Here is a 23,116-nt window from a genome sequence, read left to right on the forward strand (position 1 = left end):
GGAGGCCGACATGCAACTTCTCAAAGTACTGGCGCGGGTCCTGGAATACCCGACCGAAGAACTCCAGGCCTCCAAGGATGCCCTGGTAGCCGCTGTCCTCGAGGACAGCCGGCTGCCCCGGCAGAACAAGGAGCAGCTGCTGACCGGACTCGACCGGCTGTGCGACGGCGACTTGCTGGACCTGCAGGAGGATTACGTGGGCACCTTCGACAAGGGCAGGGCTACCTCCCTGCTGCTGTTCGAGCATGTCCACGGCGAATCCCGTGACCGCGGCCAGGCCATGGTGGACCTGATGGAAGAGTACCGCCGTAACGGGCTGGAAATTGACGCCCGGGAACTGCCGGACTACCTGCCACTGTTCCTGGAATACCTCTCCACCCGCCCCTGGGAGGAGATCCGGAACTGGCTCGAGGACATCCACCACATCCTGGGCCTGCTGGGCGAACGTCTGTTCCAGCGCCAGAGCTTCTATCACGTTGTCATGGACTCCCTGCTGGTGCTGTCCGGTCGCAAGACCGACCGGCAGGAACTGGCAAAGATCGTGGCCTCGGAAGAACGCGACGACACCCCGGAAGCCCTCGACAAGGTCTGGGAAGAGGAAATGGTGAAATTCGTGGATGACCAGGGCAGCTCGTGCAGCACCGGTGGCGTGGTTGGACAGCGCCGCCGCGAGCTGGAGCAGACCCAGACCATTCACCTGAGTGATCAGCTGATGACGGACGCAACACCCCGTCCGGCAGGGCGCGCCTGAGGCGCAGGAGGAGAATACGATGTCCTATATCAATACACTCTTGTTCGGGGTCTACCCCTACATCGCCCTGATCGTACTGATTGTCGGTACCTGGGCACGCTATGACCATGGCCAGTTCACCTGGAAGGCGCACTCCAGCCAGATGCTGCGCAAGAAAAACATGGTACTGGCCTCCGTGCTGTTCCATGTGGGCGTGCTGGTGATCTTCTTCGGTCACCTGGTGGGCCTGCTGACCCCGCACTGGGCCTACGAGTGGATCATCACCCCGGGCCAGAAGCAGGTTATGGCCATTCTGGTCGGCGGTATCGCCGGCGTCATGGCCATCATTGGTGGCGGCATGCTTGCCTGGCGCCGCATGACCGACCCACGGGTCCAGGCCAGCAGCACCTTCGCCGACAACATGGTCATTATCATCCTGGTGATCCAGCTGGCCCTCGGCCTGCTCACCATCCTGCCAACACTTGGTCACCTGGACGGCAGCACCATGCTCAAGTTCTCCGCCTGGGCACAGGGTGTTCTGACCCTGCAGGGAACCGGCGTGGCGGACTACATCGCCGATGTGAACTGGATCTACAAGACCCACATCTTCCTGGGCCTGACCATCTTCGTAATCTTCCCGTTCACCCGCCTGGTGCACATGCTCAGCGTGCCGGTGGAGTATTTCGGACGGAAGTACCAGGTGGTGCGCAAGCGGGCCTGATGTGAAAAAGGGGTCAGATGAAAGGGTTCATCTGACCCCGGGGTTGAGGTCCAGCCACTGAGTTAGTTTGTGAAGAAGGGGGTCAGATGAAGGCTTTCATCTGACCCCGGGTTCAGGTCCAACTCCTGGGCCAGCGTTTGAAGACGGGGTCAGAAGAAAGCGTTCTTCTGACCCCAGGTTCACACCCTCACCACCGAGGTTAGCACCATGCAACTGATCCCCACCGGCGAAGCCGACAAACCCAGAAACCAGTTCCCGCCGGTCTATGTGGGCGAAACGCTGATTCCGGAAGACGACATCGCCCGGGAAATGCAGCACCATCCGGCGGAAGAAGTGGCAGAGGCCTGGCACGAAGCCGCCAAGAGCCTGGTCATCCGCGAGCTGCTCCTGCAGCAGGCCGCGCTCCTGAAGCTGGACGACATCGCCGACGAAGAGGACCGCATTGCCCGGGTCCTGGAGCTGGAACTCAACGTCCCGGACCCGTCCGAGGATGACTGCGAACGCTTCTACGCCGCCAACCCGGCCCGCTTTCGCAGTCCCACGCTCATGGCCGTCAGCCACATCCTGCTCGCCGCCGCCCCGGACGACGTCCAGGAACGCATCCGCCAGGAAGAGGCCGGCCGTCAACTGTTGTCAGCCCTCCTCGATGGCCGGTCCCGGTTCGCCGAACTGGCCAAACAGTATTCCGCCTGCGAATCGCGCCATCAGGGCGGCAGTCTCGGCCAGATCAGTAAAGGCCAGACCGTGGAAGAATTCGAACGTCCGGTCCTCAACCTCCAGGAAGGCCTGAATCCGGAACTGATCGAAACCCGCTACGGCTGGCACATCGTTCGCGTCGACCAGCGCATCGACGGCGAGCAACTGCCGTACGAGCACGTGAAGCCCCAGATCCGGCAATACCTGAGTGAAAGCGTGACCCGAAGGGCTTTCCGGCAGTACCTGCAGGTGTTGGCAGCGGAAACTGGTGTTGAAGGCGTAGACCTGGAATTGCCCGACTCGCCACTAATGCAGTAATGGATTAGTGGCAATCGACAACGTCTGGAGGTTGGCGGGTTCCCCGCCGGCCTGTGCTCCGGTTCTGGCTTAACAAAATACGTCCCGATCTTAATTGGGTAGATAGCAAAGCTAATCATTGAGTTAAGTCAATTACTCAGGAATAACCACCCGACTACCCCCATCGGGGGAGCGATTTTTAACCAATTCGCCTCTATTATTTAAAACAAGATTTTTAATGCATGTATATGCGGAGGGGGAACTCCAATGGCACTGATGCAAACAGCCGAAACCCGCTACAGCAAACCCGTACTCGTCGCCGTCAATAAACCCTTCGACGACGAAGATGGCCTCCAGGCCCTGCGCAGCCACGCGCTGTTCCGCAACCTCCGGCCCCGGGACCTCGAGAGCCTCATCCAGCAGTCCCGGCGCCTCCGCCTCGGTCACCATCAGCTGCTGTATCGCCAGGACATGCCGGCTCACCACTTCTTCTTCGTGATCTCCGGCCGCCTGCGCCTGTATCGCCTCGATTCCTCGGGCATCGACCGTACTCTCGACAGCATCGCCCCGGGCGATTGCTTCGCCGAAGTCATGATCTACGCCGATCCGCCCCGCTATGCCTGCTATGCCGAGGCCCTGAAATCCAGCGAAGTGCTGATGATCCCGGTCAAAGCCTACCGTGAACTGCTGGATCAGCATCCCGAGTATGCCCAGGCCGCCCTGAGCCATTACGCCAAGCGCGCCGTTACCCGCTTCCACGACCTGGAAATCATGACCGTCCAGAACGCCCGGGACCGGCTGATCCGCTACCTGATTGACCTGCTGCCCAACGGCACCGAGCAAGGCGGTGAAGTGGAGCTGCCGCTTCCCAAATGCCTGGTTGCGTCGAGACTGGCCATGCAGCCCGAGACCTTCTCCCGGATCCTGGCCGACCTGAAATCCAATGGTCTGGTTCGGGTAAACCGCAGCAAGCTCTTTATCTCAGACCCCCAGCGACTGATTGAAATCAGTCAGTAATTCATAAACCCGAAGCCTCCAGGCTCTTCCAGAGGAGGATGTGTGAAGCCCAGAAAGCAACGCCCGCTGATCTATTCCTGCTCCGGCTGCTCCGACGTGGCGCAGCTGGCGAACAACGCGGCCGTCCGCCTGGATCACGAGGGCAGCTTCGAGATGTCCTGCATCTCCGGGGTAGGCGGCAAGGTGCCCGCGTTGGTCAAGACCGCCCAGTCCGGTCGACCGATCACCGTGATCGACGGCTGCCCCCTGCATTGCGCCCGTGCCTGCCTGGAAAATGTGGGAGTGGAGCCGGACGAACACGTTCGCCTGTATGAATTCGGTTTCAAGAAACGCTACGGCCAGAGCTACGGCGACGACGCCGTGGAAGAAGTCTGCGACGAAGTCCGGAACCGCTGGCTCGCTCAACATCTGATTGCCCGCCAGGCCTGAACCCTGGCGGACACCTCTCTTTCAAGGAAACACCATGATCAGCAACTACCAGGATCTCATCCAGGCCACCCGTGAGCAGGCCGAACCCCAGCGCCTCCTTTTTGTTTTTTGCCGTGCCGAGCTGCCGGATGACGCCTCACCGGAAGAAAAGGCGGCATTCGAGCGTGGCGAAGGTGGTGCCCTGACTCCGGTTATCTGCGTTGACAAAACCCCTGACGAAGCCCCCGACTTCGGCACGCTGGCCCTCGAATCGGAGGCCACCGGCCAGCCTTGGGACATGGTGTTCGTGGCCGCCATGTCGGGTCGAGGCGGTATTGCTCCCTCCAGTGATGAAGCGCAACAGCCCCTGACCATGATGGTAGAGGGTATCCGCATGGGCCACATCAGCAACTATCTGCCCCTGAACGGGCAGGGCGAGGCCATCGACCTGGGTTGATTGTCACTGGGGGATCACCCCCCGGTGTATTCACTCCGAGGTATTTGCTTTCCGTCACGAATGAACCAAGATTTTGATATGCCTGTGGATATGGGGGCTCTGGTGAGCGCATCCGTTCGAAGCTTTGTATTATTCCTTCTCGCCCTTGTCAGTACAGCGGCTCAGGCCTTGCCTGTGAGCCAGTATGAGCCCGTGGCCGGCCGGCAAGTGATCGAGAAAGCCTTGCCATCGGTAACCGAACTGGTACCGAGAGAAGGTAACCGCGCTATACAGGAGCTCTATGCCGGAGACGAACTGAAAGGCTATGCCTACCAGTCCCTGGATTTCGTTCAGACCCCGGCCTACTCCGGAAAGCCGGTCAACGCCATGGTGGTCCTGGATACCGAAGGCACCATCCTGGCCACCAAGATCATCGAGCATCACGAGCCCATCCTTCTGGTGGGCATCCCCGAGAGCAAGCTCCACGATTTCACCGACCAGTACACTGGCCTCAAGGCCGATCAACGGGTCACCGTCGGCGGCACCTCCAGCGAGCGCAAGGTGGCCGTGGACGGCCTCTCCGGCGCCACTGTCACCGTGATGGTGATCAATGAAGTGATTATGCGCACCGCCCATCGGGTTGGTGTCGAGCTAGGCATGGTCGAGGGCGGTAAAAGCACCCGTCCACCGATGGCAACCGTGGACATGCAGGCGTACGAGCAGAAAAGCTGGGCCGAACTGACCGGCAACGGTTCCATTCGCCGGCTGCAGCTGACCAGGGGGCAGGTGGATGATTCCTTCAAGGGCACGCCGGCCGAAGGCGTAAATGCGGCTCGTAAGGGACAGCGTGGAAAGCCTCTGATCGACCTCTATACCGCTTACCTGGACGCCCCGACCATCGGCCGCAATCTGCTCGGCGAAAGCCAGTACCAGTGGCTGATGTCAGAGCTGAAGCCGGGAGAGCATGCCATCGCCGTCATGGCCAATGGTAACTACTCCTTTAAAGGCTCGGGTTACGTGCGCGGTGGCATCTTCGACCGTATCCAGATTCGGCAGTTCGGCGACACCTTCAATTTTCGCGATCTGGACTACTACCGTCTGAGCGATGTCTATGCCGAAGGCATGCCCGATTTCTCCGAGATGGCGATCTTCATCATTCGCCAGCAGTACAACTTCGATCCCGGAACCCCCTGGACCCTGGAACTGACGGTCAAGCGCCAGACCGGACCACTGGACAGCGAGTTCCAGGTGTTCCCCCTCGAGTACCAGCTGCCAGAGCAGTACTACACCCGTCCGGAGCCGGTGGTGACCGAGGAGGAATGGCTCGAGTCGCAGCCCATGTGGGTTCAGGTGTGGTACCAGAAGGAGTTCCAGATCGTTGTGTTGGCGCTGGGCATCGGCGTGCTGCTGTTCATCCTGTTCTTCCAGGACTGGCTCGTCCAGAAGCCGAAAATGATGCGCTGGATTCGCCACGGATTCCTGGTCTACACCCTGTTCTTCATCGGCTGGTACGCCCTCGGGCAGCTGTCCATTGTCAACGTGCTGACCTTCGTCAACAGCGTGATCGGTGGATTCAAGTGGGAGACGTTCCTGATCGACCCGATCATGTTTGTGCTCTGGGCTGTGGTTGCCGGCATCATCCTGCTCTGGGGCCGGGCGGTCTATTGTGGCTGGCTGTGTCCGTTCGGCGCTCTGCAGGAGCTGCTCAACGAGATTGCCCGCAAGCTCAAGGTGCCCCAGTACACCGTCCCCTTTGTCTGGCATGAGCGCCTGTGGGCCATCAAGTACATCATCCTGCTGGTGCTGTTCGGCGTGTCCCTGGAATCCATGGCCACCGCCGAGAGGCTGGCGGAAGTGGAGCCGTTCAAAACCGCCATCACCCTGCATTTCGACCGCAGCTGGCCGTTCGTGGCCTACGCCGTGCTGTTGCTGGTGGTCAACCTGTTCACTCGAAAGGTCTTTTGCCGGTACCTGTGCCCGCTTGGTGCCGCCCTGGCGTTGCCCACCAAGTTACGGGTATTCGACTGGCTCAAACGCCGGAAGGAATGTGGCAATCCCTGCCGGTTGTGCGACCACGAGTGCGAAGTCCAGGCGATCCATCCGGACGGGCATATCAATTACATGGAATGCCACTACTGTCTGGATTGCCAGATGACCTATTTCGATGACCACAAGTGCCCACCGCTGATCGTCAAGCGTCGCGGCAAGCGCCGGGGTCATAACGCGCCTGGACACCCGGAGGAGATTCCCGTGGTGCAGGTGCCCTGAGCAGTCCCATAAAAAGAAAGCATGAGAAGTAAAAACCGCCATAACCAATAACGGAGTTGGATGTTATGAAGAAACGAAATGATCTGACCAAGGATACGCCGGAGCTTCCGGAAAGCGGGCAGAGCCGCCGCCGGTTTATGGGCGCTGCGGCTTTGGCCGGTGTAGCCGGTGCAACCGGTCTCGGTACGGCAGTGATGTCCCGGGAGTCGTTCGCGGCCGCCGCAGAGAAAGCCCGTAACGAATATGTGGTTCATCCGGGTGAGCTGGACGAATACTACGGTTTCTGGAGTGGCGGCCACTCCGGTGAGGTGCGCGTGTTGGGCGTGCCTTCCATGCGTGAGTTGATGCGGATTCCGGTGTTCAACGTCGATTCCGCCACGGGCTGGGGCATCACCAATGAAAGCAAGGACGTACTGGGTCATGACAACACCCACCTGAACGGCGATGCCCACCATCCGCACATTTCCATGACGGACGGCCGTTACGACGGTAAGTATCTGTTCATCAATGACAAGGCCAATACCCGGGTTGCCCGGATCCGTCTGGACATTATGAAGTGCGACAAGATCACCACCATTCCGAATGTACAGGCCATCCATGGTCTGCGACTGCAAAAGGTGCCGAAGACCAAGTACGTTTTCTGCAACGCGGAATATGTGATCCCGCACCCGAACGATGGCAGCGATACCAGCCTTGAAAGCAGCTTCACCATGTTTAACGCACTGGATGCGGAAACCATGGAGGTGGCCTTCCAGGTCATCGTGGATGGCAACCTGGATAATACGGATGCTGACTACACAGGAAAGTATGCCTGCTCTACCTGCTATAACTCCGAGAAGGCCCTGGATCTGGCCGGCACCATGCGTAACGATCGCGATTGGGCAGTGGTCTTTAACATTGAGCGCATCGAGCAGGCTGTCAAGAACGGAGATTTCAAGACCCTGGGTGATTCCAAGGTGCCCGTGGTTGACGGTCGCCACGGTTCGGAACTGACCCGCTATATCCCGGTTCCGAAAAACCCGCACGGCCTGAACACCTCGCCGGATGGCAAGTATTTCATCGCCAATGGCAAGCTGTCGCCCACCTGTACGGTGATCGCCATCGACAAGCTGGATGATCTGTTTGCCGGCAAGCTGAAAGACGAGCGGGATGTGGTTGTTGCCGAGCCAGAGCTGGGGCTTGGGCCTTTGCACACCACTTACGATGGTCGGGGCAACGCCTATACCACGTTGTTTATCGACAGCCAGGTGTGTAAGTGGAACATCGCCGACGCTATCAAGCACTATAACGGCGAAGACGTGAATTACATCCGTCAGAAGCTGGATGTTCACTATCAGCCGGGGCACAACCACGCGTCACTGACCGAGTCCCGGGATGCTGATGGTAAGTGGCTGGTTGTTCTCTCCAAATTCTCCAAGGACCGTTTCCTGCCGGTAGGCCCTCTGCACCCGGAAAACGACCAGTTGATTGATATCTCCGGTGAAGAAATGAAGCTGGTGCATGATGGCCCGACGTTCGCGGAGCCTCATGATTGTATCCTGGTGCGTCGTGACCAGATCAAGACCAGGAAGATCTACGACCGTGATGACCCGTACTTTGCCTCTGCCCGGGAGCAGGCTGAGAAAGACGGTGTGACTCTGGAAGCCGATAACAAGGTGATCCGGGACGGAAACAAGGTGCGCGTTTACATCACCTCCGTCGCGCCCCAGTACAACCTGACTGAGTTCAAGGTAAAACAGGGGGACGAGGTTACCGTGTACGTGACCAACCTGGATTCCATTGAGGATGTCACTCATGGTTTCTGCATGGTCAACCATGGTGTGAGCATGGAAATCAGTCCGCAGCAGACTTCGTCTGTGACCTTTGTGGCGGACCAGCCCGGAGTTCACTGGTACTACTGCAACTGGTTCTGTCATGCATTGCACATGGAGATGCGTGGTCGCATGATTGTTGAGAAGGCCTGATCGGCCTCCCTTTCGCCGGGACTCCTTCGGGGTCCCGGTGACTTCTGACTTCGGAGAAGCAACCCAAGAGGAAAGCCCTTTCCAAAACACGCTCCTTCGGCACGTCCCTGTGACGCTTGAGCTCCGCCATCCATGGCTACGCACAGTTTTGGAAAGGGCTTTCCTCTTGGCTTGCCAAGCATGAGTGCAGTCCTCTGCAATTCTTTTCGTTCCTAGAGAGACATTGATGTATTCACTTTTGCGTTATGGGGTGGCCCTGTCAGTCGCTCTTTTATCGCTCACCGCGAACGCGGACCTGCAAGACGAACTTGATGCCCTGGAACCGGGCGCGTCCTTCGAGCTTCCTCCCGAGCAACTTTCGCCGCTGGCTATCCGGGTGCCTGGTGTCACCGTGTCCTGCCATCCGGATACGGTTATCGATGGCGGCGGGCAGGGGAATGCCGTGAATATCAATGCCGAGGAGGTGACGTTTTCCGGTTGCACCGTGCGCAACTGGGGGAGTGATCTGAACGAGCTGGATGCGGGGATTTTTGTGGCCCGGGAGGCCCGGGGGGCGGTGGTCGAGAACAATCAGCTGCAAGGTCCGGCGTTCGGGGTGTGGCTGGATGCGACGCCGGACGTGACAGTGCGGTGCAATGTGATTCGTGGGGAGACGAGTCTGCGGTCGCAGGATCGGGGTAACGGGATTCATCTGTTCAATACCACCGGGGCGCTGATCGAGGGGAACGACATCCGTCAGACCCGGGATGCGATTTATATCGAGACCGCCAATAACAATACGATTCGTGGCAATGAGATGGCGGACCTGCGTTATGGCATTCATTACATGTACTCGATGAATAACCTGCTTGAAGGCAACGTCACCCGCGGCACGCGGACCGGTTATGCACTGATGCAGAGCAAGCGGCTTCGGGTGTTCAATAACCGGTCGGTGAATGATGAGAATTACGGCATTCTGATGAATTTCATCACCCAGTCGGAGTTGCGGGGTAATGTGGTGACCGGGGTGTCCCAGGGACAGACCGCCGGTGTCGCGATTTCCGGCGCCGAGGGCAAGGCGGTGTTTATCTATAACTCGCTGTACAACACCTTCGAGGGCAATGTGTTTGCCGACAGCAACATTGGCATTCACCTCACCGCCGGTTCCGAGGATAACGAGGTGTTTGGTAATGCCTTCGTGAACAACCAGCGGCAGGTCAAATATGTGGCTACCCGGACCCAGGAGTGGTCGAAGGACGGCGAGGGCAATTTCTGGAGTGATTACCTGGGCTGGGACCGGAACCAGGACGGGATCGGGGATGTGCCCTATGAACCTAATGACAACGTGGACCGGCTGCTGTGGAAGTATCCGGAGGCGAAGATTCTGATGTTCAGCCCGGCGGTGGATACCCTGCGCTGGGTGCAGGACGCGTTTCCTGTGGTGAAGGCCGCCGGGGTTGCCGACTCCCATCCACTGATGCGACTTCCTGCTGATCTGCAAGCGGAGATCCGATGAGCTGTTTTCGTCTTGAGAATGTGAGTTACCGGTACGACAAGAGCCCGGTATTGAAAGGAATTGATCTGCGCCTGGAGCCCGGGGAGATCCTGGGCCTGTTTGGCCACAACGGGGCCGGCAAGACCACGTCGATCAAGCTGATCCTTGGGCTGATGCAGCCGAACCAGGGGGTGGTGTCGGTGCTCGGTGGTCAGGCGGGCGATCCCCGGGTGACCCAGTACATCGGGTATCTGCCGGAGAATGTGATGTTCTACCCGCAGTTGACCGGACGGGAGATTCTGAGGCACTTCGCCCGTCTCAAGGGGGCCTCCCTGCACCAGGTGCCGGAGCTGCTTGAACAGGTTGGACTGGGCGATGCCATGGACGCGCGGACCAAGACATACTCCAAGGGGATGCGCCAGCGTCTTGGGCTGGCCCAGGCCCTGTTGGGTAAGCCCAAGCTGCTGATGCTGGATGAGCCGACGGTGGGCCTGGATCCGGTGGCGACGGCGGACCTGTACCGGTTGCTCCGGGAACTGCGGAACGAAGGGACGGGCATTGTGTTGTGCTCCCACGTTCTGCCCGGTGTCGAGCCTTACATTGATCGTGCGGCCATCCTCACCGAGGGCTCTCTGAAGGCTGCCGGGGATCTGGTGGCGCTGAGGCGGCAGGCCAACATGCCGGTGACCCTGTCTCTGGATCCTGCCAACAGCATTGCGGCACTGGAGCGGGTGATAGACAACTCGGCATCCGCCAGTGGCCTGATGATCAAGACCGACAACGGGCGGCTGCGCGTGGACGTTCAACCGAGGGAGAAGATGGCCCTGCTGCGAACGGTGATGGCGTCGGGCGAGGTGGCCGATGTCAGTATTCACCAACCCAGCCTGGAGGATATCTACGTGCACTTCATCGGCCCGGGTGGCCTGGCTCATCGGGGAGGTAGCCAATGAACAGCATCTGGACCATCGCCCGCAAGGAACTGAGTGACAGCTTGCGCAACCGTTGGCTCATGGCCATTTCCCTGGTGTTTGCCACTCTGGCACTGGGTATCGCCTGGTTCGGCGCCGCGGCCTCCGGTCAGGTCGGCTACGCATCCACACCGGCAACCATTGCCAGCCTGGCCAGTCTGGGCATTTTCCTCATCCCCCTGATCGCGTTGTTACTGGCTTATGATGCCATCGTCGGGGAGGAAGAGGGCGGCACCCTGCTGTTACTGATGACGTATCCGATCAGTCGCAGCCAGTTATTGCTGGGCAAGTTTCTGGGCCACGGCCTGACCCTGGCGCTGGCGACACTGATCGGCTTCGGTGTTGCCGGAGTGGCGATTGCTCTGTTGGTGGAGGATGTCGCCATTGCGAGCCTCGCCACGGCCATGTTCCGATTTGTCGCCTCCACCATTCTGTTGGGCTGGGGCTTCATTGCCCTTGCCTACGTGGTCAGTGTCCGTGTCAGCGAGAAACCCGTTGCCGCTGGTCTGGCGCTTGCGATCTGGTTCTTCTTCGTACTGATCTTTGATCTGGTGCTGTTGGGCACCCTCGTGGCCAGCGAGGGTAAACTCAGCGCCGAACTACTGCCATGGCTGTTGATGCTCAATCCGACGGATATCTACCGCCTGCTCAACATCGTCGCGTTCGGCGACTCCGCGCAACTCAGCGGCGTTCTCAGCCTGGGCAGTGACCTGCCCATCGGCGCTGCCGGTCTGTGGTTTGGCCTGGTGCTCTGGTTCGCCCTCCCGCTGGCGGGCGCCCTCCTGTTATTCCGAAATCGTCGTATCTGACTGGAGTTATCACTGATGAAACGAACCACGCTGAACTGGCTCCTGGCTGCACTGGCAGCCGTTACGCTCACCGCCTGCTCGGGCAACGAGGAGCAGACCACGGCAAAACCCGACCCGGTCCACTTCGAAAGCGGCGATGAGTGCCACGTCTGCGGCATGGTGATCGCCAACTTCCCGGGCCCCAAGGGTCAGGCCATCACCGAAAAAGAACAGCAGGTCCGCAAGTTCTGTTCCACCCGGGACATGTTCGCCTGGATGCTCCAACCGGAAAACGTGAACCGCGACCATACCCTCTACGTCCACGACATGGCCCAGACCGAGTGGCAAAGCCCCGATGACACCGCCCTGATCGACGCCCGGGAGGCCTTCTTCGTGGTCGGCTCCGACCGAATCGGTGCCATGGGTCCGACCCTGGCCTCGTTCGCCAGTGAGGATGCAGCCCAGGGGTTCGTGATGGAGCATGGCGGAGAGATTCTGGCATACAGCGACATCACCCTGGAGCACCTGAACGCAGGTATGCCGATGGGGGAGATGGAGGAGCCGGCGGCGGAGCACTCGATGGAGCAATGAGGTCTGAATATGGGGTCAGAAGAAAGCGTTCTTCTGACCCCGTCTTTGCCGCAGATATCCGGCCATCCGCTTGAAGTTGGGGTCAGATGAAAGCCTTCATCTGACCCCTGTGCTCGCACCTGCCCCCCCTCTGTGCCATAGAGACAGCCAAGCGCCGGCTCGATCCCGGGGTCAGATGAACGCTTTCATCTGACCCCTTTTTTCAGCCTTCAGGGCCGAACCCTGCGCCAGAGCGCCCGGCCGACCACCCGAACCTTGTCCCTCGGCGCCATCCGTCCAAGGTTGGTTTTCACCACCCCCTTGGTAAACCGCGTCGGCTTGCTGTAGTCGATACGCACATCCACCAGCACAGGGACACCCGCATCGGCTTTCTCCATGGCGACGCGAATGCTCACCGCAATCTCCGAATTACCGGACAGGCTCACATACGCCACGCCGAATGCTTTTGCAAATGCCTCATAATCCAGCGAACCCAGCACCGAGCAGGTCTTCTGGTTGTAGGGAATCTGTTGCGCCTGGGAAATCTGTGACAGCTCGCCGTCGTTGAACACAAACACCACCACGCCGGCCTGCTCGCGTACGGCGGTCACCAGTTCCATGCCCGTCATCAGCAACGCACCATCGCCGACGATGCCGACTACCTGCCGGTCCGGATTGGCCAGTTTGGCGCCAATGACTCCCGGTATGCAGTAACCCATGGCATTGAAATCGCTCGGTGACATGTAATTCCGGGCGCCAATGATCGGCATCAGCTCAGCGGTCAGAAAGGTATGGTTGCCGTCATCGGCCACCACGATGGCATCGTCCGCCAGAATCTGCCGCAACTGGCTGAAAAACAGCTCCGGATTGACCCGGTCGCCGCTGTCGTGATCACGCCACTCCTTTTTGTAAGCCGCCTTGTCACTGGCAATCTGTTCGCGGATGCCGGTGTTGTTGGCCTCCGCCCGAAGCGCTTTCACCGCCTTTAGCAGTGCCGGCACGATCGCTCCGGCATCGCCGTCCAGGGTGTGACTGGCCGGGTAATTGGCGCTGAACACCTCCGGATTGATATCGACGTGGATGAGTTGCTCTGGCGGATGGATGCCGTAGCTGCCGGTGGGAATCTCGGAAAATCGGGTGCCGATGGCCAGCAGACAATCTACCCCGGCGAAGGCGTTGGCCGCTGCCGGTACTGCGTAGTTCCCCATTCCCATGCCGGTATGCAGCGGATGGTTGCCGGGAAACGCGCTCAAACCCTGCAGCGTGGTCGAAACCGGCGCATCCAGATGTTCGGCCAGCTCGATCAGAGCTTCCTGGGCATCCACCGCGCCCCAGCCCGCGAAGATGCCGGGTTGCCGCGCCTCGACCAGTGCCCGGGCGGCATCTTCAATCCGGGATTGCTGGGGCAGAGGTGGAGCGGCTGGCGTCTGCCACTCGGGCATATTGTCCACCTCGCCCAGGAAATTGGAGATGTTGTAGGGGATCTCCACGAATACCGGCCCCGGTTCCCCGGTGGTGGCGGTCTCATACGCTTTGTACAGCGTCGGAATGATGTCGTTGTGGTTGGTGACCCGCCAGGTGCCCTTGGTAATGGGCTTCAGCAGGGTATGCTGGTCCATTTCGTGTAGCTGGTACCGGTGGTCACTCTCTGAATGGATTCCACCCGAGATGATCAGCATGGGGATACCATCGATGCCGGCTTCCCCGATACCGCTGGCGGCATGGGTAACGCCGGCGGCGGGCACAATCAGCAGGGTCCCGATCTCCGCTCCGGTGCGGCTTACCGCATCCGCCATGAAGGCACCGCCACATTCGTGCGCCACCAGCGTCGGTGAGATGCTTTCCGATCGGTTCAGCTCGTCGTAGATTTCGGTCGTGTGAACCCCGGGAATGCCAAAGGTTCTTCGGATGCCAAGTTGTTCCAGGGCGTACCGGACAAGCGCTGCGCCGGATTTTTTCATGGTTGTGCCTTTTTAGTTGTTGTTGATCAGAGAACAGGCCTCCCCGATGCTGCCCGCTGCACGCAGCCCGGTCGGTACCTAAAGTTTGCCTGCAATACTTTGAGCCGCCCTGCGGCCATTGAGTATACAGTTCGACAGGAACGTACCTTCCAGGGATCTTATACCGGAAATGCCGCCCCCACCGAAACCGGCCGCTTCGCCGGCGGCATAGAGGCCCGGGATCGGCTGATTATGATCGTCGAGCACCCGGGACTGAAGATCCGTCAGCATGCCGCCCATGCTTTTACGGCTGATCAGCTGCTCCCGGATGGCAATCAACGGCCCGGCTCCCGGATCCTCGATAGGCCGGAGGTTACAGGTCCGCAGGCGGTCTGGTATCCAGTTGCGGAGCTGGATCAGCCGTCGGATCTGGTCGTCATTATGCAGGCGTCTGCCGCGGGCCAGATTCGCATCGTAGGCCTGAATATCGCGGATCATCGCCTCGGTCCGGATCCGGTCATGGCCGGTAACCGAGTTCATTTTCCCAGCCAGTTCTTCCAGCGAACCGGCCGTAACCACATCCGGGCATTGCTCAATCAACCAGTCCATCAAAGCCGGATCACCACCACGAAGTGTGTTCCAGATCACCCGCAAGAACTTGCCGTCCCTGAAATCGGGATTGGTGTCGGTACCGGAGATGGCCAGTTCCTTCACCGCCATGCGGTAGTTCATCACCTGCCAGGAGTATTGCTCCGGCAGGTGTCCGATTCTTTTGCAGAGATCGTGGGTGTCAAATCCTGTCACCAGCGGCATCGGACCGATCCTGCGGCCCTGGCAATCGAGCCAGAGAGCCGAGCGGGGCGGAATCAGGCTGAGACCATGGTTCGGGAACCGTGGCGCGGGATGGCGGATGCCCGCGGCGTAGTTCCACATCTGATTCAGGTGGACCACCTTTCCGCCGATGGCGTTTACCTGATCGTGGACGGCGCCGTCGGCATCCGGGCTGGAGCCTGCCAGAAGATTGTCCGGGGGCGGGCCGTAACAGGGATCCCAGTGTTGCCGCACCTTGTCCAGATTGCCGTTGATGCCGCCAGTGCAGACCACAGTGTGTGCCGCGCTGATGCAGAATTCGTCGTCCGGTGCATCGCCTCGGCAGCCGGTGACAGTACCGGCCGCGGTCTTCAGGGCGGTCACCCGGTGGCTTCTCAGGACGGTCAGTCGGCGCCGGTTGGGGTGGGACTCCAGATGCCGGGCCAGGTTCTGTACCACGCCCCGGCCGCAGCCCCAGGCGATGTGATAGCGGGGAACGCTGTTGCCGTCGCCAAACAGTCCGCGCTCCACCCACTGTACAGAGGGAAAGAAACCGATACCCCGCTCTTTCAGCCAGTCATAGATCAGCGGGCGATTGGACTCTGCATAGAGCGCTGCCCAGCGTTGAGGCCAGTGGTCCTCGGGATTGAATCCGGCAGCCCGATGCCAGTCCGCGAGGAGCAGTTCGGGGGAGTCGTGGATACGGTTGCGCGTCTGTTCGGGCGTGTTGATCAGCAGCATCCCGCCGAACGCCTCATTGGCCTGGCCGCCGAGTCGATTGTCCTGGCTGCCGTCGATCAGGATCACCGGAATGTCGTGGTCGAGCAGTTCCAGCGCGGCGGTGACGCCGGCAAGTCCGGCGCCGATGATGGCAACCTCGGTCTGGTGGGTGTGCATGGCGCCCGCTTCTTGTTGTTAATGACAGAGTCTCATCTTTGGACAATCTGCGGGCGCCTGCCTTGACTGGTGTCAAGCTCCGAGGGTGGGATCAGTGTCCGTCGTGTTCACCGGCAACGATGTTATGGATCTCTTCAATTGAGTGAACGTAACGAACATAGTTTTCGACGAACTCGCGTCCTTCGGCAACGGTCTCGGCGTTGGCGCCTTTCTTGACCTTATGGAATTGCGTCAGAACAAACCTGGTGACGTTCTCGCCCAGCTTCTGTGCCAGAGCGTCAACATCACCGTCGGCCAGCGCCTTGTCGGCGGCCTTGGCGGCGACGGACGCGCTGCCAGCCGGCTGCAAGCCGGTATACGGTGCACCTTCTGTTGCCCGGTGCAGTCGCACGAGTGTCTCGAAGAAGAACTGGTCTGCCAGTTCACGGGCTTTCGAATCGAGACCCCTGACTTCCATGGTGCTCTTGAAGGCGGCCTTCAATCGGTCTTCATCGTCCGGTCCGATCCACTTCAGAACCGGCTTGAGGGACGCTTCGTTGATGGCTTCCCTGGCGTCCTCGATAACGGGGCCGTCCAGAGAATCACAGTGGGCGAAACTGGCTGAACTCCAGAGCAGCGTGCCGCTTATCAGGGCAAGGGTAACGATTCGCCTGGTTTTCCGGGATGTGGTCATGATGAACCTCTCGGTAGTGTGGGGGATGAATGGGCGACATGGGAAAGTGCCTCTTGTCGCCGGTTGCAGGTCCACTGTGTCCGAAAGGGAAGTCGCCGGCGTCCGGATTCAGGAATCCGAACGTTCGGATCTGCCGTCGAACGTGGACGGACTGTCTCCGTTCGAGCGGCGATACTGCGAGGGGGTCTGACCGGTTGTTTTACGGAAGAGAGTGTTGAAGACGGACTTCGAGTTGAAGCCGGATTCGTACATGATGTCGGTGATGGACGCGGTATCTGCCGGATCCGAAAGACGACGCCTGGCATGTTCGATGCGGTACCCGTTCACGAACTCGTAGAAGTTCTTGCCCATCTGCTGGTTCAGGAAGTGCGACAACTCCCGGGGCGACAGCTCTGCCATGCGGGCCAGCCGATCCACAGTGAGGTTTGAGTGGAGGTAGGGTCGACGTTGGTCCATCAACTGCTCGATCTGCCCGGTGAGCGGTGCCGGTGATCGGTCGCCGGTACTGGATTGAGAGGGCACCCCGGTATTCAGCATCGCCGGCCGGATGCCTGCGAACATGGCGGGCTGCCGGAATGCCAGCACCGACATCGGAAGCAGCACCGCAATACTGACCCCTGTCGCCGCAATGGTCAGCCATTCATGACTGCCCGTCACCCGCATGACATGGGCGAGCAGGCAATAAACCAGGCTCAGGGACCAGGCCGCGGTGTAGGCGAGAAGCAGGTTTCTGAGCCAGCTCAATTCCTTGTTGCCCAGATTCGAGAAGATATTGCGAAGTTCCAGGCCAAAGCGCGAGATTTTTCTTAACGTTACCCACAAATACCCGAGCATTATGCCGTGCAGGATGACGGCCAGGGCTATGGAATTCATCACGCCGGGGTAGTGGCTATCCGACAAGATCCGGGCCTGGGCTTCCGTCGGTTGGCTGTAGTAGCCGATCCAGAATACAAATCCGGCCCCGAGGACCGGCAGCAGGTGTACCAGGTGCCTGACTTTCAGCTGAAAATCACGGTACATGACCGATTGCGTATACAGGTAGATCGCGCCAGGTTGGACCATGCCCAGAATCGTGCCGGAGAAGGCGATACCGGGATAGTCAGAGGTAAGGGCAGTGGTATGCAGGAATACTTCCAGCAGGGTGCCGGTGATGCCGGCGACCATGATGGCCAACAGCTGCCTGGGCAGGCGCCGGCCTCTGGCTGGGGCCATGCAGAGAATAATCAGGAACAGGAACTGCGCAATGACGCCGAACAGTACAAGTTGGGGAAATGTCAGAAACACAGGGCGTCATGCCTTGAGGGGCATCAACCGCCGGTCATGTTCATGAACCGAAGAATCTGCACGTCGCCGTTGCTGGAGAAATGATGGCGTTCGGGCTTCAGGTCCATGGCCTTGATGATGGTCTGGCGCAGTTTGTCGTCGGTCACCGGGTTGCCGCGCAGGACGCGGCGAAGGTCTACCGAGTGCTCGTTACCGAGACACAGCAGCAGCCGGCCTTCGACCGTTACCCGTACCCGGTTGCAGGTGGAGCAGAAATTATGGGAGTGCGGGGAAATGAATCCGACCCGGATCGGGCTGTCCGTCATCCGGAAATAACGGGCCGGGCCGCCGGAATCCTCGGTGGCAGGCACCAGTTCGTGATTCTTTTGGATGATGTCCCGGACTTCTTCGCTGGTGCACAGCGCAAGGCCCCGATCATGCTCTGAAATCTCGCCCAGGGGCATTTCCTCGATAAAACTGATGTCGACCTGTTTCTTTCGGGCGAACTCGATCAACTCGGGAATTTCCTCGTCGTTGCGGCCTTTCATCACGACGGTGTTGAGCTTGATGCCCCGGAAACCGGCTTCACGGGCGGCATCAATGCCATCCAGAACCTGGCTGAGCTTGCCGGTGCGGGTAATGTTGTGGAATTTCTCGGCATCCAGCGAGTCCAGGCTGATGTTCAGCCGATGCATGCCGGCCTTGCGCAAGGGCTCGGCCATGGTGGTCAGGTGGCTGCCATTGGTGGTCATGGCAAAGTCGCGCAGCCCGTAGGTGCCGATCTCCTTCACCAGTTCCAGGATGTCCTTGCGCACGAGGGGTTCACCGCCGGTGAGGCGGATTTTTTCGGTACCCAGAGCCACGAAGTTGCGGGCAACCCGCGCGATCTCTTCCAGTGTGAGAACCTGCTGGCGTGGCAGAAAGGTCATGTCCTCCGCCATGCAGTAAACGCAGCGGAAATCACAGCGATCAGTGACGGACAGCCGCACGTAGTTGACTGTTCGGCCAAATCGGTCTGTCAGCTTGCTTTGGGGCATCGGGTTGATCCTGTTACCGCTCGTTTTTTGATCTGAGTATAGACCAAGTATTGCAGATAAGATCAAGTATTCCGATACCCCTCGGGAGGTAAGCCTATGCGGTCAGCCCATCGATACGGGCGAACAACACCGTGTTTTCCATCGCAATGTGGTCCTGCAGGTCTTGCCGGAACTGCCGGATTTCTTCATAGAGCTTGTACCAGGTATTGCAGGCGTCTTCCGGGAGTTGCTGCTCATTGGTCAGTTCGTTGAGCCGGGCAAGGGCGACCGCATGGTCGTCATGTTCTGATCGCATGACCGAAATCGGGCCCTGTGCCATGCCCGCGATGCCCCGGACAATCATCGGGAAGAGGATCTGCTCTTCCTTGGCCATATGACCTTCCAGTTCGGCCTGCATGGCTTCCAGGTGGGCGCTCAGACCGGTCGGGCACTCAGGATGCCCGCTGTGTACCCGTTCCACGCGCTGGGCCAGGCGGATGAGTTCCGGTAACTGGTCACGGTGGGTGTCATGGTAGCGGTTCAGGATATGCTCAACCAGTTCCTCGTTGGTCGCCTCCTCAAGCCAGGTGCGATTTGCCATGATTTTCTCCTTACATATAAGTTAAGTGAATCTTTTTGGTGGAAATCAAAAACTTCTCTCTCGTCGAGTGTCCGACTATTGACTGTATTGGGTGTCAGGGGTTGAAACCCCCGGAAAGAAGTCTATAGAATACATATTAAAGATGTATTCTGGAGGTTTCAAATGGAAAAGCTGCTATTCAGGGCAAACAGTGCGATGGTCTGGTCATTGCTGGGACTGCTGTTGACAGTTCTGGTGGCTTATCCGCTGGCCCGCTATTTCCCCATGGCGATCCAGATCCTGGCGCATGTCGGTACCTTGCTGTTTGCCGTGGGCATCAAGGTGGCCTACGTGGCCCGGCTGGTTTTCCTGAGCCGTTTGGGGAGACCCGTCCATTGAATGAAGGTAGAATAGATGCAGTTATGAATCATAGCGGGGACCCCGTCATGGGCGAGCCTTCCGGGAAAACCGGATTTCGGATTCTGGCGTATATCTCTGCAGGTATGGCCGTGATCGGGGTGGCGTTGCCTTTGTTGCCGACTACCCCGTTTGTTCTGTTGGCCGCGTTTTTCGCCAGTAAGGGGTCGCCAGCGTTCGCCCGGTGGTTGGATACTCATCCCCGTTTCGGGCCGGCGATTGAGAACTGGCGTCTCCGTCGGGCGGTGCCGGCCAGTGCCAAAGCCCTGGCCTGCGGCATGATGACGGTGAGCTGGGCCATGTTGTTGCTGATGGGAGCCTCCCTGATGGTATTGGGTATCGTAGGTACCTGTTTGGCCGCTACGGCCTGCTACCTGTTGACGCGACCATCCTGTTGACTGAATTTTTGAAATTGGAGCACTGAATGCACATCACCCGTTATACGGATTACTCACTCCGCGTGCTGATTTACCTGTCGGCGCAGGGTGATCGTCTGGCAACGATTCAGGAAATTGCCGACAGCTATGACATATCCAAGAATCACCTGATGAAGGTGGTGCACCAGCTCAACAAGAAGGGCTACATCGAGACCATTCGTGGCAAGAAGGGAGGTATGCGTCTGCACATGGCGCCGGAGGAGATCAACATCGGCATCCTGGTTCGGGAGACTGAGCAGGACCTGAGCATTGTTGAGTGCTTCTCGTCGAAGAATGCCTGCAAGATCACCCCGGTGTGCGGTCTCAAGTCCATGTTCAATGAAGCGCTGAAGGCTTTTCTTGAGGTTCTGGACAAGTACACCCTGGCCGATGTGATCCAGGATCAGCATCGGCCACAGTTGTTGCGCCTGCTTCAGATTGCCTGAGGTGCTTCCCCACCTTCCAGCCGGGCTCGAATGCCGTCCGGCAGTGAGTAGCGGAAGATGCGGTTGAGCACCGTGCCGTACTGTTTGGCGAAACTGCCGGTGTTGTAGTGAATTCCATGTTTACGGCAAACCGCCTGCACTTTTTCGGAAATCTCCGGATAACGATGGGCAGGCAGGTCCGGGAATACGTGGTGCTCGATCTGGTAACTCAGGTGACCGCTCAGGATATGCAGCCAGCGCCCACCGGTGAAGTTTGATGAACCGGTAAGCTGGCGCAGGTACCAATGTCCCTTGCTTTCACCTTCGCATTCCTCCTCGCTGAACGTTTCCGCATCCTGGGTAAAGTGACCACAAAATATCACCGTGGATGACCACAGGTTGCGGATCAGGTTTGCGCCGACGTTACCTGCCAGCACGATGGGTGCGACCGGCAGGGTGAGCAGCGGAAAGAAGATATAATCCTTGAAGGCCTGACGGCCACCCTTGCGCGCAAACTCTTTGAGGAACGGGAGCTTGTCCCGCCACCGGATCTCCCGGCGGTGCAGCTTCTCGCTCTCCAGTTCGTGGAGGCCGACGCCCCACTGGAACAGCACGCTCAACAGGATGTAGTTGATGAACTGGAGGCTGTGCCGGGGCTTCCATTGCTCCTCGTCGCTCAGGCGCAGTACTGCATAACCGTAGTCCCGGTCCTTGCCGATGACATTGGTGTAGGTGTGATGCTCATAGTTGTGGGTGCGGCGCCATGAGTCGCCGGTACAGACCGTGTCCCACTCGTAGGTTTGCGAGTGCAGGTCGGGGTCATTCATCCAGTCATACTGACCGTGCATGACGTTGTGGCCGATCTCCATGTTCTCGAGGATCTTGGCAATGCCCAGCGACGCGGTGGCCGCGACAAAGAGCGGTGGAATGAAACCGAAGGGCATCAGCACCCGGCCTCCGATTTCCAGGGTCCGGTGCAGGCGAATGATGCGGCGGATGTATTGCGCATCGCGCTCGCCCAGGTCGGCGAGCACCTCGTCGCGGATGGCATTGAGATCCTGTTCCAGTTCCTGAAGTTGGGTCTCGTTCAGTTTTTTCATGGCAAACTCCTTGCAGCCATTCAAAGACGGTAAAGGCTGCGTTGATTCGGATAAGGGGTTTAAACGTCGATGGATACCGGCCCGCGGGGCACGGAAATACACAGCTGCACGTTTTCCTCCCCGGGCCCGGAAACCTCGCCGGTCAGTCGGTTGATCACCGTGCCGCTGGTCTTGCGGCAGCTGCACTGGTGGCAGATACCCATGCGACAGCCGTATTGGGGGGTCAGGCCGGCGGCTTCGGCAATCTCCAGCAGGTTGGCGTCGCCTTCGGAACCGACCCGCACATCACTTCGGGCAAACGTCACCTGACCGCCCACCTCGGTGTCCTGCAATTGCGCTGGTGCCGGGGGGGCGAAGAATGTGCTGTGAATCCGGTCTTCAGACACCCCCCGCTGATGCAACAGGTCTCCGGCCAGATCCATTAACCCCCCGGGACCGCAGAGATACACCTGACGGCCCCGCAGGCCGGGTACCTTGTCGAGGTCTTCGCCGTTGAGAATGCGCGGCACATCACCGTCGTCGGAGTGGATGATTTCCAGCGTCAGTGCCGGGTATCGGGACGCCAGCGCCCGGAGTTTCTCGCCGGCAATGACGTCGCGGTCGCTGCGCACGAAATACAGCAGGGTGACCGGTGCCCGATAATCCTGTGCTGCCATCGTCTCCAGCTGGCTGAGTATCGGGGTGATACCACTGCCACCGGCAATGAAGAGAACCGGTTGGGCCGGGTCAGGGATCAGGAACTCACCGAAAGCCTCGCCTAGCCCGATGACCGTGCCTGGCTCGACGTGGTCATGGAGCCAGTTGGTGACCAGGCCGCCGGGCAATCGCTTGATGGTCAGGGTAACCAGTCCCTGGGTCTCCCAAAGCAGGGGAGAACTGGACAGGCTGAAGGTACGGTTGCGACGAATGCCATCTATCTCGGTACAGATGTTCACATGCTGACCCGCGCGGAATCCGCCCCAGCGCCGTGCCGGCCTGAGGACGAAGGTCCGGGTGTCGGCTGTTTCCTGGACGACCTGTTCGACGCGTGCCGGTGTGTACGCTTGTACCCACATCGGGTTGATGCGCGCAATTAGTGGGTCCAGCCAGGTGGTCGGGTTCTCATGATTGGACAGTTGCCTGCCCAGCCAGTGCATTGCCTTGTTCTGTGTTTCTCTCGCCAACATTGCTGTGTTCTCCATCGAATTCACGGTACCCATCGTTTCGATGTGTACACTTGTTCACTAATGTGTACGACTGTAC

General features: G+C 59.3%; 23 protein-coding genes. 15 read left to right on the forward strand and 8 right to left on the reverse strand.

Features of this window, described 5'->3' with window-relative positions; genetic code table 11:
* Positions 1-10: 10 nt before the first annotated feature.
* From narJ to MD273_RS02730, 12 genes are all read left to right on the forward strand, one after another.
* Positions 11-751 carry a nitrate reductase molybdenum cofactor assembly chaperone gene (gene narJ, locus MD273_RS02675; RefSeq protein WP_239036219.1) on the forward strand — a complete coding sequence of 247 codons (741 nt, stop codon included), beginning with the start codon at positions 11-13 and terminating at the stop codon, positions 749-751.
* Between the two features lie 19 nt (positions 752-770).
* Positions 771-1,451, forward strand: coding sequence for a respiratory nitrate reductase subunit gamma (narI, locus tag MD273_RS02680; protein WP_239036220.1), 681 nt, complete (start codon positions 771-773; stop codon positions 1,449-1,451).
* 207 nt (positions 1,452-1,658) lie between these two features.
* Positions 1,659-2,465 (forward strand): peptidylprolyl isomerase, encoded by an 807-nt coding sequence (locus MD273_RS02685; RefSeq protein ID WP_239036221.1) that lies wholly within the window; start codon positions 1,659-1,661, stop codon positions 2,463-2,465.
* A gap of 246 nt (positions 2,466-2,711) precedes the next feature.
* On the forward strand, positions 2,712-3,461 hold the full coding sequence (locus MD273_RS02690; protein WP_239036222.1) for a Crp/Fnr family transcriptional regulator: 750 nt from the start codon (positions 2,712-2,714) through the stop codon (positions 3,459-3,461).
* Positions 3,462-3,503: 42 nt separating this feature from the next.
* A complete protein-coding gene (locus MD273_RS02695) occupies positions 3,504-3,890 on the forward strand; it encodes a putative zinc-binding protein (RefSeq protein WP_239036223.1) in 387 nt (128 codons plus the stop codon).
* 34 nt (positions 3,891-3,924) lie between these two features.
* The gene (locus MD273_RS02700; protein WP_239036224.1) at positions 3,925-4,326 is read left to right on the forward strand and encodes a ribonucleotide reductase subunit alpha; all 402 of its coding nucleotides are present in this window, start codon (positions 3,925-3,927) and stop codon (positions 4,324-4,326) included.
* Between the two features lie 90 nt (positions 4,327-4,416).
* Positions 4,417-6,573: a transcriptional regulator NosR gene (nosR, locus tag MD273_RS02705; RefSeq protein ID WP_502846042.1), complete on the forward strand. Its 2,157-nt coding sequence runs from the start codon at positions 4,417-4,419 to the stop codon at positions 6,571-6,573.
* A gap of 65 nt (positions 6,574-6,638) precedes the next feature.
* Positions 6,639-8,537, forward strand: coding sequence for a TAT-dependent nitrous-oxide reductase (nosZ, locus tag MD273_RS02710; protein WP_239036226.1), 1,899 nt, complete (start codon positions 6,639-6,641; stop codon positions 8,535-8,537).
* Between the two features lie 226 nt (positions 8,538-8,763).
* Positions 8,764-10,032 carry a nitrous oxide reductase family maturation protein NosD gene (locus tag MD273_RS02715; protein ID WP_239036227.1) on the forward strand — a complete coding sequence of 423 codons (1,269 nt, stop codon included), beginning with the start codon at positions 8,764-8,766 and terminating at the stop codon, positions 10,030-10,032.
* Positions 10,029-10,961, forward strand: coding sequence for an ABC transporter ATP-binding protein (locus MD273_RS02720; RefSeq protein ID WP_239036228.1), 933 nt, complete (start codon positions 10,029-10,031; stop codon positions 10,959-10,961). The genes MD273_RS02715 and MD273_RS02720 overlap by 4 nt, the downstream gene beginning before the upstream one ends.
* On the forward strand, positions 10,958-11,788 hold the full coding sequence (locus MD273_RS02725; protein WP_239036229.1) for an ABC transporter permease: 831 nt from the start codon (positions 10,958-10,960) through the stop codon (positions 11,786-11,788). The genes MD273_RS02720 and MD273_RS02725 overlap by 4 nt, the downstream gene beginning before the upstream one ends.
* Positions 11,789-11,803: 15 nt before the next feature.
* Positions 11,804-12,358, forward strand: a complete 555-nt coding sequence (locus MD273_RS02730) for a nitrous oxide reductase accessory protein NosL (protein ID WP_239036230.1) — start codon at positions 11,804-11,806, stop codon at positions 12,356-12,358.
* Positions 12,359-12,567: 209 nt separating this feature from the next.
* On the opposite strand, the gene MD273_RS02735 is transcribed toward MD273_RS02730, so the two are convergent.
* From MD273_RS02735 to MD273_RS02760, 6 genes are all read right to left on the reverse strand, one after another.
* Complete coding sequence (locus MD273_RS02735) at positions 12,568-14,298, reverse strand: thiamine pyrophosphate-binding protein (protein WP_239036231.1); 1,731 nt, start codon at positions 14,296-14,298, stop codon at positions 12,568-12,570.
* 78 nt (positions 14,299-14,376) lie between these two features.
* Positions 14,377-15,984 carry an FAD-dependent oxidoreductase gene (locus MD273_RS02740; protein ID WP_239036232.1) on the reverse strand — a complete coding sequence of 536 codons (1,608 nt, stop codon included), beginning with the start codon at positions 15,982-15,984 and terminating at the stop codon, positions 14,377-14,379.
* A 91-nt stretch (positions 15,985-16,075) separates the two neighbouring features.
* Positions 16,076-16,657: a DUF6448 family protein gene (locus tag MD273_RS02745; RefSeq protein WP_239036233.1), complete on the reverse strand. Its 582-nt coding sequence runs from the start codon at positions 16,655-16,657 to the stop codon at positions 16,076-16,078.
* A 108-nt stretch (positions 16,658-16,765) separates the two neighbouring features.
* Positions 16,766-17,869 carry a helix-turn-helix domain-containing protein gene (locus tag MD273_RS02750; RefSeq protein WP_239036234.1) on the reverse strand — a complete coding sequence of 368 codons (1,104 nt, stop codon included), beginning with the start codon at positions 17,867-17,869 and terminating at the stop codon, positions 16,766-16,768.
* Positions 17,870-17,964: 95 nt separating this feature from the next.
* Positions 17,965-18,957 carry a GTP 3',8-cyclase MoaA gene (gene moaA, locus MD273_RS02755; protein ID WP_239036235.1) on the reverse strand — a complete coding sequence of 331 codons (993 nt, stop codon included), beginning with the start codon at positions 18,955-18,957 and terminating at the stop codon, positions 17,965-17,967.
* 94 nt (positions 18,958-19,051) lie between these two features.
* Positions 19,052-19,537 (reverse strand): hemerythrin domain-containing protein, encoded by a 486-nt coding sequence (locus MD273_RS02760; RefSeq protein WP_239036236.1) that lies wholly within the window; start codon positions 19,535-19,537, stop codon positions 19,052-19,054.
* A gap of 162 nt (positions 19,538-19,699) precedes the next feature.
* Between MD273_RS02760 and MD273_RS02765 the strand changes: the two genes are divergently transcribed.
* Genes MD273_RS02765 through MD273_RS02775 form a run of 3 tightly spaced genes read left to right on the forward strand, consistent with a single transcriptional unit; the run spans position 19,700 to position 20,795 of the window.
* On the forward strand, positions 19,700-19,915 hold the full coding sequence (locus MD273_RS02765) for a hypothetical protein (RefSeq protein ID WP_239036237.1): 216 nt from the start codon (positions 19,700-19,702) through the stop codon (positions 19,913-19,915).
* Between the two features lie 47 nt (positions 19,916-19,962).
* Positions 19,963-20,331 (forward strand): YbaN family protein, encoded by a 369-nt coding sequence (locus tag MD273_RS02770; RefSeq protein ID WP_239036238.1) that lies wholly within the window; start codon positions 19,963-19,965, stop codon positions 20,329-20,331.
* Between the two features lie 26 nt (positions 20,332-20,357).
* Positions 20,358-20,795: an RrF2 family transcriptional regulator gene (locus tag MD273_RS02775; protein WP_239036239.1), complete on the forward strand. Its 438-nt coding sequence runs from the start codon at positions 20,358-20,360 to the stop codon at positions 20,793-20,795.
* Here the strand turns inward: MD273_RS02775 and MD273_RS02780 are convergent.
* Positions 20,783-21,874 carry a fatty acid desaturase family protein gene (locus MD273_RS02780; protein ID WP_239036240.1) on the reverse strand — a complete coding sequence of 364 codons (1,092 nt, stop codon included), beginning with the start codon at positions 21,872-21,874 and terminating at the stop codon, positions 20,783-20,785. The two genes, MD273_RS02775 and MD273_RS02780, sit on opposite strands and share 13 nt — an antisense overlap.
* Positions 21,875-21,933: 59 nt before the next feature.
* Positions 21,934-23,040, reverse strand: a complete 1,107-nt coding sequence (locus MD273_RS02785) for a ferredoxin reductase (protein ID WP_239036241.1) — start codon at positions 23,038-23,040, stop codon at positions 21,934-21,936.
* Positions 23,041-23,116 lie beyond the last annotated feature (76 nt).

Source organism: Marinobacter sp. C7 (genome assembly GCF_022343555.1).
Lineage (GTDB): Bacteria > Pseudomonadota > Gammaproteobacteria > Pseudomonadales > Oleiphilaceae > Marinobacter.